General features: G+C 39.0%; 14 protein-coding genes. 11 read left to right on the top strand and 3 right to left on the bottom strand.

What is annotated here, in order from left to right; genetic code table 11:
* Positions 1-97: 97 nt before the first annotated feature.
* From G529_RS0113890 to G529_RS0113860, 8 genes are all read left to right on the top strand, one after another.
* The gene (locus G529_RS0113890) at positions 98-1,162 is read left to right on the top strand and encodes an acyl-CoA reductase (protein ID WP_422678730.1); all 1,065 of its coding nucleotides are present in this window, start codon (positions 98-100) and stop codon (positions 1,160-1,162) included.
* Between the two features lie 74 nt (positions 1,163-1,236).
* Positions 1,237-2,304: a 3-phosphoserine/phosphohydroxythreonine transaminase gene (gene serC, locus G529_RS0113885; protein WP_026916102.1), complete on the top strand. Its 1,068-nt coding sequence runs from the start codon at positions 1,237-1,239 to the stop codon at positions 2,302-2,304.
* Positions 2,305-2,321: 17 nt separating this feature from the next.
* The gene (locus tag G529_RS0113880; RefSeq protein WP_026916101.1) at positions 2,322-3,275 is read left to right on the top strand and encodes a D-2-hydroxyacid dehydrogenase; all 954 of its coding nucleotides are present in this window, start codon (positions 2,322-2,324) and stop codon (positions 3,273-3,275) included.
* A 6-nt stretch (positions 3,276-3,281) separates the two neighbouring features.
* Positions 3,282-3,830, top strand: a complete 549-nt coding sequence (locus G529_RS0113875; RefSeq protein WP_026916100.1) for a hypothetical protein — start codon at positions 3,282-3,284, stop codon at positions 3,828-3,830.
* 30 nt (positions 3,831-3,860) lie between these two features.
* Positions 3,861-4,280, top strand: coding sequence for a DUF6146 family protein (locus G529_RS0113870; protein ID WP_026916099.1), 420 nt, complete (start codon positions 3,861-3,863; stop codon positions 4,278-4,280).
* A 29-nt stretch (positions 4,281-4,309) separates the two neighbouring features.
* On the top strand, positions 4,310-4,615 hold the full coding sequence (locus G529_RS0113865; RefSeq protein WP_026916098.1) for a DUF6787 family protein: 306 nt from the start codon (positions 4,310-4,312) through the stop codon (positions 4,613-4,615).
* Position 4,616: 1 nt separating this feature from the next.
* A complete protein-coding gene (locus tag G529_RS16565) occupies positions 4,617-4,943 on the top strand; it encodes a hypothetical protein (RefSeq protein ID WP_157514685.1) in 327 nt (108 codons plus the stop codon).
* Positions 4,944-4,970: 27 nt separating this feature from the next.
* Positions 4,971-7,295, top strand: a complete 2,325-nt coding sequence (locus tag G529_RS0113860; RefSeq protein ID WP_026916097.1) for a TonB-dependent receptor — start codon at positions 4,971-4,973, stop codon at positions 7,293-7,295.
* Positions 7,296-7,352: 57 nt separating this feature from the next.
* Here G529_RS0113860 and G529_RS0113855 read toward each other — a convergent pair whose 3' ends face one another.
* Genes G529_RS0113855 through msrA form a run of 3 tightly spaced genes read right to left on the bottom strand, consistent with a single transcriptional unit; the run spans position 7,353 to position 8,851 of the window.
* Complete coding sequence (locus G529_RS0113855) at positions 7,353-7,658, bottom strand: hypothetical protein (RefSeq protein WP_026916096.1); 306 nt, start codon at positions 7,656-7,658, stop codon at positions 7,353-7,355.
* A 43-nt stretch (positions 7,659-7,701) separates the two neighbouring features.
* A complete protein-coding gene (folE, locus tag G529_RS0113850; RefSeq protein WP_026916095.1) occupies positions 7,702-8,298 on the bottom strand; it encodes a GTP cyclohydrolase I FolE in 597 nt (198 codons plus the stop codon).
* The gene (msrA, locus tag G529_RS0113845; RefSeq protein WP_026916094.1) at positions 8,288-8,851 is read right to left on the bottom strand and encodes a peptide-methionine (S)-S-oxide reductase MsrA; all 564 of its coding nucleotides are present in this window, start codon (positions 8,849-8,851) and stop codon (positions 8,288-8,290) included. The genes folE and msrA overlap by 11 nt, the downstream gene beginning before the upstream one ends.
* Before the next feature lie 146 nt (positions 8,852-8,997).
* Here msrA and G529_RS0113840 point away from each other — a divergent pair, with 146 nt between their 5' ends.
* Genes G529_RS0113840 through G529_RS0113830 form a run of 3 tightly spaced genes read left to right on the top strand, consistent with a single transcriptional unit; the run spans position 8,998 to position 12,932 of the window.
* The gene (locus tag G529_RS0113840; protein WP_026916093.1) at positions 8,998-11,433 is read left to right on the top strand and encodes a DUF5916 domain-containing protein; all 2,436 of its coding nucleotides are present in this window, start codon (positions 8,998-9,000) and stop codon (positions 11,431-11,433) included.
* A 51-nt stretch (positions 11,434-11,484) separates the two neighbouring features.
* Positions 11,485-12,165, top strand: a complete 681-nt coding sequence (locus G529_RS0113835) for an ABC transporter ATP-binding protein (protein ID WP_026916092.1) — start codon at positions 11,485-11,487, stop codon at positions 12,163-12,165.
* Positions 12,162-12,932: a TIGR02757 family protein gene (locus tag G529_RS0113830; RefSeq protein WP_026916091.1), complete on the top strand. Its 771-nt coding sequence runs from the start codon at positions 12,162-12,164 to the stop codon at positions 12,930-12,932. The genes G529_RS0113835 and G529_RS0113830 overlap by 4 nt, the downstream gene beginning before the upstream one ends.
* Positions 12,933-12,955: the final 23 nt, after the last annotated feature.

Below are 12,955 nucleotides of genomic sequence, written 5' to 3'. Positions count from 1 at the left end.
AAAAAGACCTGAGCTTTTAGAGAAAATTATGGTTAATAGCTTTGGAAACTTTAATTTCGCTTTACAAATTTAAGATAGGCCACCCTCATAACCAAATATGAACATGACAATCGAAGAGCATACTTCAAACCTTGTTGCCTTAGGAAAATTTTTAGGTCAGTTTAAGATCGATGGTATAGAAAAACATCCAGAATTTTCAGAATTAGAAGATCTTACAAAGGAAATGAACAACAAGATCGATGCCTCCATTCATCGCAACGGCTGGTTTACCCGGGAAAACATCATATTTTCACTTCAGCAATGGAGCGAAGCATTGCAGTTTGAGAATCTTAAAGAGTGGATAAATCGCTATGACCTTTCTGACACAGGAGGGAAAAACGTAGGGATCGTCATGGCAGGTAATATTCCGTTGGTTGGTTTCCACGATTTTATTTGTACCATAATTTGTGGTCACAAAATACAGATCAAACAATCCTCTAGCGATGAACTTTTATTGCCTTTAATCGCAAGATTTCTAATAGACCACAATTCAGAATACAGGAATCGCATAGAATTTAAACAGGGAAACCTGGAAAATTTTGATGCGGTGATCGCCACCGGCAGTGATAATACGGCGCGATATTTTGAATATTATTTCAAAGGCAAGCCCAGTATAATTCGTAAAAATAGAAATTCCATCGCCATTCTTACCGGGGAAGAGTCCAGAGATGAACTCGAAGCATTGAGTCAGGATATTTTTCTTTATTATGGATTAGGCTGTCGTAATGTTTCCAAGTTATATGTTCCCGAAGGTTATGATTTCGACGAGTTCTTCAAGGCAATGTATTCCTGGAATCCTATCATCAATGAAAATAAATACGCCAATAATTATGATTACAATAAAGCAGTTTATTTAATGAGTGAATATAAAATTCTTGATAATGGATTTTTAATGCTGAAGGAAGATAAAAGCTTCGGCTCTCCTATTGCCACCGTGTTTTATGAAACTTACGCGAATTCAGAAAGTCTAAAGCAAGTTCTGGAATCTAATGCTGAAAAGCTGCAATGTATCGTAAAGAAAGATCCAGAGGAGAATGAAGTCGCATTTGGTAAGACTCAACACCCACAGCTCTGGGATTATGCAGATAACGTCGATACCGTGGAATTTCTTCGTCAACTCTAATCTTATCATTTCGCTAACAGCAAAGACCTACTAATTTTGGCATCTTTGTGAATACACCCAAAAAGAATACATCAATGAAAAAGCATAACTTCAGCGCAGGACCCTGTATATTACCGCAGGAAGTATTTCAGGAAGCATCACAGGCAATTCTTGATTTTAACAACTCTGGTCTTTCGATACTGGAAATTTCTCACCGTAGTGCAGATTTTGTTGCTGTTATGGAAGAAGCACAGACCCTGGCACTTGAATTGTTGGGATTAAAGGATAAAGGCTATAGGGCGCTATTTCTTCAGGGTGGTGCTAGCTTACAGTTTCTTATGACCGCATACAATCTTTTGAACAAAAAAGCGGCCTATTTGAACACCGGTACATGGTCGTCTAAAGCCATAAAAGAAGCAAAATTATTTGGAGAAGTGATCGAAGTTGCCTCCTCTAAGGAGCAGAATTTCAATTATATCCCAAAAAATTACACGATCCCGAAAGATGCAGATTATTTTCACTGCACCAGCAACAATACCATCTTTGGAACCCAGATCAAGGAATTTCCGAAAACAGATACGCCAATGGTTTGCGATATGAGTAGTGATATATTTTCAAGACAGCTCGACTTTGAAAAATTTGATCTTATTTATGCCGGTGCACAGAAAAATATGGGTCCGGCAGGAACAGTTCTAGTCGTGGTCAAAGAAAATATCCTGGGAAAAGTGGACCGACAAATCCCAAGTATGATGGATTACCAGGTACATATTTCAAAAGACAGCATGTTTAACACCCCTCCCGTTTATGCGGTTTATGTTTCCATGCTAACTATGCGATGGATCAAAAAGAATGGTGGTATCGCCGCCATGGAAAAGAGAAATGCCGAAAAAGCTGTGCTATTATATGATGAAATTGATCGAAACCCTTTGTTTGAAGGCTTTGCTGAAAAAGAGGACAGATCACCTATGAACCCGACTTTCAACCTCAAAAACGAAGATCATAAAGAACAGTTCGATAAATTGTGGAAGGCAGCTGGCGTTAATGGTCTTGGCGGACACCGAAGTGTAGGTGGTTACAGAGCTTCCATGTATAATGCTTTATCGATTGAAAGCGTACAGGTGGTAGTAGATCTTATGCAACAACTAGAAAAAGAAGTAAACTAATCCAGACATCAATTAAAATGAAAGTATTAGCAAATGATGGTTTATCGCATAGTGGTGTTCAACTTTTGAAGGATGCCGGCTTTGAAGTCATTATAAAGAAGGTTGCCCAGGATCAACTGGAAGATTACTTAAAAAGCAATGGAATTAGTGTGCTCCTTGTGCGCAGTGCGACCCAGGTTCGAAAAAACATTATAGATAATTGCATACATTTAAAGGTAATTGGCCGAGGTGGTGTTGGTATGGACAATATTGATGTAGAGTATGCGCGAAGCAAGGGTATCGCCGTAATCAATACTCCGGAAGCTTCTTCTTCTTCTGTGGCAGAGCTGGTATTCGCTCACTTATTTGGAGGAGCCAGAAAGCTTCATGATTCAAACAGGAATATGCCTTTGGAAGGTGACTCAAGATTTAAAGATCTTAAAAAATCATATGCTGGCGGATCTGAATTACGAGGTAAAACGCTGGGAATCATAGGACTAGGAAGAATTGGTCGTGAAGTAGCTAAAATAGCTTTGGGAGTTGGAATGCGTGTTGTTGCCAGTGACAAGGAAGTTGGTGAAACAGAAATCACACTGGATTTTTATAATGACCAGAAAGTGACTATCCCAATTAAAACAGAGCCTGTAGAGCAGCTCATCAAACACGCCGACTTCATTAGCCTTCATGTTCCTGCGCAAGCTGAGCCAATTATTGGAAAAGCTGAATTTGATTTAATGAAAAAAGGCGTTGGAATCATCAACACTGCTCGTGGTGGCATTCTGGATGAAGAAGCATTACTTGCAGCGATCGACGAAGAAAAAGTTTCTTTTGCCGCACTCGATACCTTTGAGAATGAACCCTCACCCGCCATTAAATTGTTGATGAACGAAAGTATTTCTTTGAGTCCGCACATTGGTGCAGCGACTACCGAAGCTCAGGAAAGAATCGGGGAAGAACTGGCATTGCAGATCATTCAAATCTTCAAAAAATAAAGGACGATGGCAACTATTTTGGACTTATTTAAAATTTCAGCGGGAAAGGATCTTATTCAGAATACCCGGAAAGAATTGAATCTTGAGGAGGATTTATTATTACAGATTTTTGCCAGCCTTCTGCCCTGGGCAGTTTCTATAGCAGAGACTAATAGTTCAGAAAAGTTAGTAAAGAAATTCAATGAAATAGAATATAAAGATTTGCTTTATGACCGTTCTTCCATCTCTTCGGAAAATAAAGAAGTAATGCATACCCTTTTGGAGCAAACGTATGAAGTACCTTCCGATTCTTCAGCAAAATTGATCTGCATTGCGGAAAATGTAGCGGTAATCATCATTTCTAAAATTCAATCCAGAACACCGGGACTGGAGATGACTGAAATCAGGAAAACCTTACTTGGTTATTTTGAAACAGCTTCAGATGAATTTGTAAAGGTAATCTCTTCTGAAGGGGATGACTCCGGAAACCTTATCAGGCCTGCTGGAAGAATTGCTTTGGAAAATCAGGACTCTTCTGAAGATAGTATTCTTGGAGGTTATACCGGAGGAAAATAAGGTATGCTTATTGTTGTTAAATAAATTAGAATGAAGAATATAATTTACATCTGTTTACTGGCCCTGGCGATTTATAGCTGTGGACCTGGAAACTCCCGGGACTTTAAGAACAGGGATGCAACCAATGACACTGTTCGAATTGCCAATGACAGTCTGGAATATGAAATTATTATTATCGAACCAGGTTTTAATCTTTTCATCAATTCATACGCACGCCCGAGAGGTTATCATTCTCAGTCTTACCTGGAAAACAAAAATCAGTTTCTTGTTACTGAATATAACACGAGGGTGATGCAACCTCAAACTTACGATCCTAATTTATATATCAATCAGATCAATTATGATTCGAGCATTGATTATGGATACGAGGTAAACTATTTGCTCTATAATTATTTTGTATTCTTTAGCAGGCATTATAATCAACGCTTCGGTATTCCTACACGAATTTGATTTTCTAAGCAAAATCGTATATTTGCCGTATGAAAAAATTGAAGGCTAGATGGGGAATCGAAGATAACTGGCAGCTATTTATCATATTGCTGGTTTTTGCCATCACAGGTTCTTCTTCTGCAAAAATTGCCGGTCCCCTTTGTGAATTCTTGGGAATTACTTCTGAAACAACGCACTGGAGTATCTACTGGACACTTCGCATTTTGTTGATCTTTCCTATTTACCAGGTATTACTTGTAAGTTTCGGCTGGCTATTTGGACAATTTCAATTCTTCTGGGCTTTTGAAAAGAAAATGTTGAGCAGGCTAGGATTCGCGAAAATGTTTGATAGATGAAATGAATGTATTGAAGAACATACTTCTAATTTTTACCGCAGTACTTATACTGCTACCCTCTGGAGTGAGTTTTTCACATCTTTTCTCAGGTCATGGACATAGCTTGTGTAATAATTATGCAGATGAGCATTATCATGACAAGTCCTTAGATTGTGAACTTCATAAATTTCAAAAGAATCCAATAATCTCTCTTGACTTTCAGAGCTTTCGATTTGAAGAGGCAGTATACACCTCCACTCTTAACTACGACTACTACCAATTTTTAAATGATTATAAACCATTATGCTACGAGCTACGTGGTCCACCTGTTTTTTCCATTTCAGGATAAATAAGTAAAATCATTTAAAATATTTCAATGCGTAATATAAAGTTATTGGCACTGCTATTAGCGGTGCAGTCCATATTGTATGGACAAAATTCTCTAAGCGGGAAAATATCCGATCAGGATACTAAGGAACCAGTTTTTAGTGCTAATGTTTATTTTCCAGCTCTTGAGAGGGGAACGATGACAGATCTCGATGGTAATTTTACCATATCAGATCTGCCAAACGGTAATTTTAAAATGGTGATATCCTCGATAGGATATGCCAGTTATACCCAGGAGGTGGTTCTACCTTCCCAGAATCTTAGCATTGCCTTAAAACCTTCAGCCATAGAAATGGAAGAAGTGATCGTATCTACTCCTTTTCACCAGTTACAAAGCGACAATGTAATGAAGGTGGAACGCGAAAGTGTTTCAGAACTTTCCAAAAATGGTGCTGTGAATCTTTCTGAAGGAATCACACAAATAGCTGGAGTTGATAATCTTACTACTGGACTGGGTATTGGTAAACCAGTTATTCGTGGGCTTAGTTCCAATAGAGTACTTGTATATACACAGGGAGTTCGTTTAGAGAATCAGCAATATGGAGATGAGCACGGTCTTGGTATTAGTTCCAAAGGTATTGCCAGCGTAGAAGTTATCAAAGGCCCTGCCTCTTTGCTCTACGGAAGTGATGCAATTGGCGGAGTATTATATCTGAATCCAGAAAGATATGCGACTGAAAACAGTTTGAAAGCAAGCGTTGAAGCTGATTACTTTTCAAATACGCTAGGACATCAAACCAGTTTAATGGCTTCTACTTCGGGTAAGCAATTAAAATTTATCGCCAGAGGTAGTTATGCCGCACACAGTGATTATGAAACAGGTGAAGGAGAAAGAATAACTAATACTCGCTTTAACGATAAGGATATCAAAGCCGGAATTGGATTCCAGAATAGCGCTTACAAAGGCGATTTGCGTTACAATTTCAATAATTCGGAAATTGGTATTCCCGAAGAAATGGGCGTGCAGTCTACCAGTAAAGAACCACTTCTACCCTACCAGAATATTGATAACCACATCCTAAGCCTGGATAATAAGTTTTATCTTAATAATTCCAGCATAGACCTGAAAGTTGGTTATCAGTTCAACGATCGCCAGGAATTTGAAGATCACCATCATCACGAAGATCATGAAGGTGAAGAACATGATGGCGAGGAGCATGAAGAGCATGAAGGTGAACATGAAGAACATGATGGCGATCATGAGGAACATGAAAAGCATGAAGGTGAAGAAGATGAAGATCCAGCACTGGAAATGCATTTGGAGACTTTAAACTATAATTTAAAATACAACTTTCCCAAGTTTGAAAACCTTGATGTGATCGCCGGGGTACAGGGAATGTGGCAGAGCAATGAGAATTTTGGTGAAGAAATTCTCATTCCCGATGCTACCACTACAGATTTTGGTGTATTTGCCACAGCACACTATCATTTACCGAAGATTGATTTTCAGGGAGGGATTCGATATGATAACAGGTCTATTGAAACAGAATCGTACATTGCTGAAGATGGCGATATTCTGGATGAAGTAGATAGAGAATTCAATAGTTTCAATGGTGCAATAGGCGCAAAAATGGACATTACAGAGAATTTGACTACCAGGTTAAATCTTGCCAGTGGATTTAGAGCACCTAATTTGTCTGAGTTAACTTCCAATGGTTCCCACAATGGTGCAAATCGATATGAAATTGGAAATCCTAATCTGGATAATGAGCAGAATTTTCAGATCGATCTTGCCGTTGAGTGGCGAAATCAGCACTTTGAAGCTTTTGCCAACGGTTTTACCAATTCTGTAAATAATTATATTTATATAAGTCCGTCTGGAGAGATCCTGGACAATGAAGAAGTATTTCGTTATTTGCAGGACGATGCGAGACTATATGGTGGTGAAATTGGTGTTCATCTTCACCCACATCCATTAGACTGGCTTCACCTGGAAAGCAGTTTTGAAACGGTAATAGGAAAACTTGATGATGATACTTATCTGCCTTTAATTCCTGCCAATACCTTAACGAATACGTTTAGAGTTGAATTTAATGAATGGAGATTATTGACAGGATCTTATAGTTTTATAAGTTTGAAAAATGTTTTTGATCAGGAAAACCCCGGAAGTTTCGAAACCAGAACGGGTGGATACAGCCTGGTGAATCTGGGAGCCGGAACTGAAATTAAAACCAATACTGCTCTCTTTGAATTACGACTTAGTGTAAATAATCTTTTCGATAAGGATTATTTCTCACATCTATCCCGTCTGAAAAATGATGGATTATCCAATATTGGAAGAAACCTAATGCTCTCTGCCAATATTCATATTTAAAATGAAAAGGGCTACTGAATTCAGTAGCCCTTTTTTGTTTTGCATCTTACTAGAAATCTAGTAGCTTTCCACTTCGATCACCTGTGGCTGCATCATAGGTTCCTTTTTCCAGACATAAGTATAAAGATACATTAGCGTGAAGGTTGGAATAATATCAGTTCCCGGAAGGATCTCCTCAATGAAGACCAGTGCCGAGGCCAGTTTACCTTTTCTACCCGGATACATATCTCTCATCTTCTTTGCTGCGTAAGGCGCCCATAAAAGATCAAGAAATGGTCCTATAAAAGGAATAGCTACAGTGGCCATCCCCACAAGGTCATATACCAGACCTTTAGCAAATATTTTATTTTTAAATAGCTTCATGTTTTTTGGTTTTGACTATTTAAAAGCAAATAAGGTGCCAAATCTATTTAAGGTCTGAACTTATAAGTTTGAGGAACTCATTCCTGGTCTCGATTTCTTTAAACTGCCCACGGAATCCAGAGGTGGTGGTCGCACTGTTCTGCTTCTGCACCCCTCGCATCATCATACACATATGTACTGCTTCGATCACCACGGCAACTCCCTGAGGTTGCAAGGTATTATTCAAACACTCCAGAATATCATGCGTTAATCTTTCCTGTACCTGTAGTCTGCGAGCGAATACATCTACAACCCGTGGCAGTTTGCTGAGCCCAACAATTTTACCATTCGGAATATAGGCGATATGGGCTTTTCCGAAGAAAGGAAGCATATGATGTTCACATAAAGAATATAACTCAATGTCCTTCACGACTACCATTTCATCATAATCTTCTGAGAACATGGCTTTCTTCAAGATCTTTTCAGCATCCATTTCATATCCCTGAGTAAGAAATTGCATTGCTTTAGCAGCCCTTTCCGGGGTCTTCACGACCCCTTCACGTTCAGGGTTCTCTCCCACTCCCACGATGATATCGTGAAAATTCTGTTTCATTTCACCAGTTACCTCCTGGTTGTATTCTTCAAAAAATTTATATGCCATGGTTTTCTGATTGCTTCAGTTTATCTGAAAAATTTTGCTTCAGTTTAGTAATTTTAGGGTCTATTATATACTGGCAATATGGTTGTTGCCTGTGTTGATTGTAAAAGTCCTGATGTTCCTGTTCCGCAGTATAGAAAGCAGAAGCCTCTGTAACTTCGGTCACTATCGGGTTATCAAAAGCATTTTCCTCTTCGATCGCTTCTATGGTTTGTTTTGCTATTTTCTCCTGCTCTTCATCATGAAAAAATATGGCGCTTCGATACTGCGTACCTACATCATTCTGCTGGCGGTTTAAAGTCGTTGGATCATGCGTCGCAAAAAATACCAGTAAAAGTTCTCCAAACGTGATCTTATTGGGATTAAAGGTAATTTGTATAGCTTCTGCATGACCGGTTCTTCCTGTGATAATTTCTCTGTAAGCGGGATTTTTAATATTTCCACCAGTAAAACCGGAGATTACTTTTTCGACACCATTCAATCTCTGGAAAACGGCCTCGGTACACCAGAAACATCCGCCGGCGAGGGTAGCTTTCTTCAAATTCTCTTCATTCATTGCCATCATCTAAATTTTGTTTATCAAATTTAAGGTCTAATTAAACAAGGAAGCCTTGCTTTAACGGGAATTTAATGAAAAACTTTGCAGGTAAAAATTTAGCATCTACTTTTACGGTAATATCAATATTGAAGATTCATCAATAAATGTCAAAAAATTACTGGCTGCTTTTAATTATTATCATCAATAGCAGCATTCTATCCTCACAAAATTCAGAAACCAGGAAAAATTACCAGGCAACCCGCATACAGGAAGTTCCAAAAATCGATGGAATAGCTACGGAAGATGCCTGGAAAAATATACCAGTAGCCGGAAACTTTGTAATGGTGGAACCCGGAGATGGTACTCCTATCCCCGATTCTCACGCAACTGAAGTCAAAATTCTTTACGATGACCTCGCGATTTATATCGCCGCTACCATGAAGGAAAGTCAGCCAGAAAAAACCATCAGGCAATTTACCCAGCGGGATAATTTGCAGCAATCTGAATATTTTCTGATGGATATCAATACCTATGACGACGGTGAAAACCAGACCAGGTTTATCGTTACCTCTGCCGGGACCCAGGCCGATGCCCGCATCACCGGGTCGCAGGAAGATTATGGATATAATGTGGTATGGGAGTCGGCAGTTTCCCAGGATGAAAATGGCTGGTATCTTGAGATGAAGATTCCATACTCTGCACTGAGATTTCCGGAGACCGAAAGACAGCGCTGGGGACTCCAATTTTCCAGGGAAATAACACATAGAAATGAGACATATGTCTGGAACTATATAGATAAGTCTGTAGGACAGATGGCTCAATACACTGGATTGCTTACCGGAATCAATAATATAGATCCTCCTGTTCGACTAAGCCTGTATCCCTATATACAATCTGCTTACGATTCCTTTGATGGCAGCAATGATTTTAGCTTTAATGCCGGAATGGATCTCAAATATGGTATTAACGACTCTTTTACTTTGGACATGACGTTAGTTCCAGATTTTGGACAAACGGCCTACGACGAGGTTGAACTAAACCTTGGGCCTTTTGAACAGATTTTCGGAGAGAATCGTGCTTTCTTTACAGAAGGAACTGAACTTTTTAATAAAGGAAATTTATTCTATTCAAGAAGGGTTGGAAGCACTCCTCTGGGTTTTAATGCTGCTCAAACCAATGCGCTGGACAGTGAGCAAATACTGGAAAATCCAAATAGAACAGACCTTATCAACGCCTTAAAAGTATCAGGAAGAACAGACCGTGGTTTGGGGATTGGGGTTTTTAACGCGGTTACCAGCGAAACGAAGGCAATCTTCAGGGATACGATCACTGGAAAAACGAGATCACAGGTTACCGAGCCACTTGCCAATTATAATATCATGGTTCTGGACCAGCGATTCAATAAAAACTCCTCGATCACACTAATCAATACGAATGTAACTCGGGATGGAAATTTCAGAGATGGGAATGTCACCGGATTTATCTTTGATGTATATAATAAGTCCAACAGTTTTAATGTTGAGGGACAGGCGAAAATGAGCAACGTCAATCTTCCCGGGCAGAACCTTACTGGTTTTGCCTCCTTTTTTGCAGCGCGCCGTACGAAAGGAAATTTCAGGTACAGAGTGGCACATGAATTCGCGAATGAAACTTTTGACATCAATGACCTTGGGATAAATTTTACGAATAATTATAATAACATATTCTGGGGAACATCCTACCAGATATTTGAACCTCGAGGTAACTTCAATAATTTTCAAATAAGCCTCTATGGCCAGCACCGTAGAAGGTACAAACCAGACAAGACAATCAATACCGGGATGGGCGGAGATTTTTTTGCTATGACTCGAGAGCGCTTTGCTTTTGGAGGTTCTCTTGATTTCAATTCAAAGTTTAGAGACTATTTTGAAACCAGGGCTGAAAATACGTTTGTAACCTACAAACCCTTTGCAAGTTCCAGATTCTTTATATCCTCAGATTACCGAAAGAAATTTGCAATCGATTCAAGGATCTATGTCGAAGAATATTTCGATACAGATTATGCCTATTATGGTTTAAGCGTTGAACCCAGATTTCGATTTAGTGACCGGTTCAATATGGTGTATGAATTTGATTATGGCCTGCAGAAAGAAAGACCCAGCTTTGTAAACAAACTGGATAGCAATATCATCTTCGGAATAAGAGATCAAAAGACTGTGGAAAACTCTATTCGAGCGAATTACAATTTTAATACAAAACAAGGCTTAAGTTTAAGTGCGAGACAATTCTGGTCCACAGCAAGTTTTGGTGATAACTCCTTCCAGAAGCTGGTGGCAGATGGTGAACTTGAACCTACCAGTTATAACACCAGCATTTTTCGCGATCCGGATGCGAATTTCAATATCTGGAATCTGGATCTAAGCTATCGCTGGCAGTTCGCGCCTGGAAGCGAAGCTGTACTCTTATACCGTAATTCGATCTTTAATGAGGATAAACTGAGTGAACTTAATTATACAGACAGCCTGAACAATCTTTTTACCAATCCTGCCCGGCACAATCTAAGTCTTAGAGTCGTTTATTTTATAGATTACAATAACCTTAGAAACATATTCCGCAGTTAACTTGGGGAATGCTCGCTTTTTGGCTAATTTCGGATTGACTATTTCGTATTCATGATAATCGCAAAGAACATACATAAATATTACGGAGATCTGCACGTATTAAAGTCGGTAGACCTGCATATCAAAAAGAAAGAAATTGTATCTATAGTTGGGGCTTCCGGTGCTGGAAAAACTACCTTACTACAGATTCTGGGAACCCTCGATAAACCGGGAAAAAGTAAGGACTCAGAGCTGCTCATCAATGGCACTAACATCTACGGACTAAAATCCAGAGAACTTTCAAAATTCAGGAATAAACACATTGGGTTTATTTTTCAGTTTCACCAGCTGCTACCGGAATTTACAGCATTGGAAAACATCTGTATCCCTGCTTTCATACATAAAACACCAAAAAAGGAAGCAGAGGACCGTGCTTTTGAATTGCTTGATTTTCTTGGTCTTAAAAACAGGGCATCCCACAAACCGGGAGAATTAAGTGGCGGGGAACAGCAGAGAATTGCAGTGGCGCGTAGTCTTATTAATAATCCAGCAGTAATTTTTGCAGATGAACCATCGGGTAACCTGGATTCAGAATCTGCGGAAAATCTGCACCAGTTGTTTTTCAAACTCAGAGATGAATTTGATCAAACCTTCGTGATCGTAACCCATAATGAAGAACTCGCAAACATGGCCGATAGAAAGCTTACCATGGTAGATGGAAAAATTGTTACTGAATTAAATTCAACTATTTGAATAAAGCTCAACTAAAAGAATTTCTTGATTTTAAAACGGCACAGTATAATACCTCTGCCTTTATTGCAGATGATCCGGTAAGTATTCCGCATTTATTTCAGAAAAAAGAAGATATTGAAATTTCGGGTTTTCTTGCAGCGACCATCGCCTGGGGAAACCGAAAAAGTATTCTCAAAAATGCCAACCAGATGATGGCTCTAATGGATCATTCTCCGCACGATTTTATTCTGAATCATTCTGAAAAGGATTTGGATAAATTTGAAGGGTTTGTTCATCGAACTTTCAATGCGGATGATCTTCGATATTTTTTGAAAGCGCTCCAGAATATTTATCTTCATCACGAAGGTCTGGAAAGTATCTTTACTAAATATCAAACAGAATCCCATCTACAGCAAGCAATTCATGAATTGAAGAACATCTTCTTTGCACTACCACATCAGCCAAGAACCGAAAAGCATGTAAGTGATCCATTAAAGAATTCAGCAGCCAAAAGGATTAATATGTTTCTTCGCTGGATGGTTAGAAAAGATGATCAGGGAGTAGATTTTGGAATCTGGAATCGTATTTCGGCAGCAAAATTGAGTTGTCCTTTAGACGTGCACTCTGGTAATATTGCCAGAAAACTGGGAATTTTACACAGGAAAGCGAATGATGCTAAAGCCGTAACAGAACTTGATGCAAAACTGAGAAAAATGGATCCATTAGATCCAGTTAAATATGATTTCGCACTCTTTGGATTGGGAGTGTATGAAAAAGATCAGTTTTAATATTTTAACTTCATTATTTTTAT

The organism is Christiangramia portivictoriae DSM 23547, from assembly GCF_000423045.1.
GTDB lineage: Bacteria > Bacteroidota > Bacteroidia > Flavobacteriales > Flavobacteriaceae > Christiangramia > Christiangramia portivictoriae.
Note: the sequence above shows the minus strand (reverse complement) of the source record. Positions and strands in the feature narration are given on the sequence as shown.

Bases quoted from the DNA above. Each gene is read 5' to 3' on its own strand.
- msrA (WP_026916094.1), bottom strand. From the start codon at position 8,851: ATGAATGAAGAGAATTTGAAGAAAGCTACCCTCGCCGGCGGATGTTTC.
- G529_RS0113865 (WP_026916098.1), top strand. From the start codon at position 4,310: ATGAAAAAATTGAAGGCTAGATGGGGAATCGAAGATAACTGGCAGCTA.
- serC (WP_026916102.1), top strand. From the start codon at position 1,237: ATGAAAAAGCATAACTTCAGCGCAGGACCCTGTATATTACCGCAGGAA.
- G529_RS0113835 (WP_026916092.1), top strand. From the start codon at position 11,485: ATGATAATCGCAAAGAACATACATAAATATTACGGAGATCTGCACGTA.
- G529_RS0113870 (WP_026916099.1), top strand. From the start codon at position 3,861: ATGAAGAATATAATTTACATCTGTTTACTGGCCCTGGCGATTTATAGC.
- G529_RS0113875 (WP_026916100.1), top strand. From the start codon at position 3,282: ATGGCAACTATTTTGGACTTATTTAAAATTTCAGCGGGAAAGGATCTT.
- folE (WP_026916095.1), bottom strand. From the start codon at position 8,298: ATGGCATATAAATTTTTTGAAGAATACAACCAGGAGGTAACTGGTGAA.
- G529_RS0113840 (WP_026916093.1), top strand. From the start codon at position 8,998: ATGTCAAAAAATTACTGGCTGCTTTTAATTATTATCATCAATAGCAGC.
- G529_RS0113855 (WP_026916096.1), bottom strand. From the start codon at position 7,658: ATGAAGCTATTTAAAAATAAAATATTTGCTAAAGGTCTGGTATATGAC.
- G529_RS0113880 (WP_026916101.1), top strand. From the start codon at position 2,322: ATGAAAGTATTAGCAAATGATGGTTTATCGCATAGTGGTGTTCAACTT.
- G529_RS0113890 (WP_422678730.1), top strand. From the start codon at position 98: ATGAACATGACAATCGAAGAGCATACTTCAAACCTTGTTGCCTTAGGA.
- G529_RS0113860 (WP_026916097.1), top strand. From the start codon at position 4,971: ATGCGTAATATAAAGTTATTGGCACTGCTATTAGCGGTGCAGTCCATA.
- G529_RS16565 (WP_157514685.1), top strand. From the start codon at position 4,617: ATGAATGTATTGAAGAACATACTTCTAATTTTTACCGCAGTACTTATA.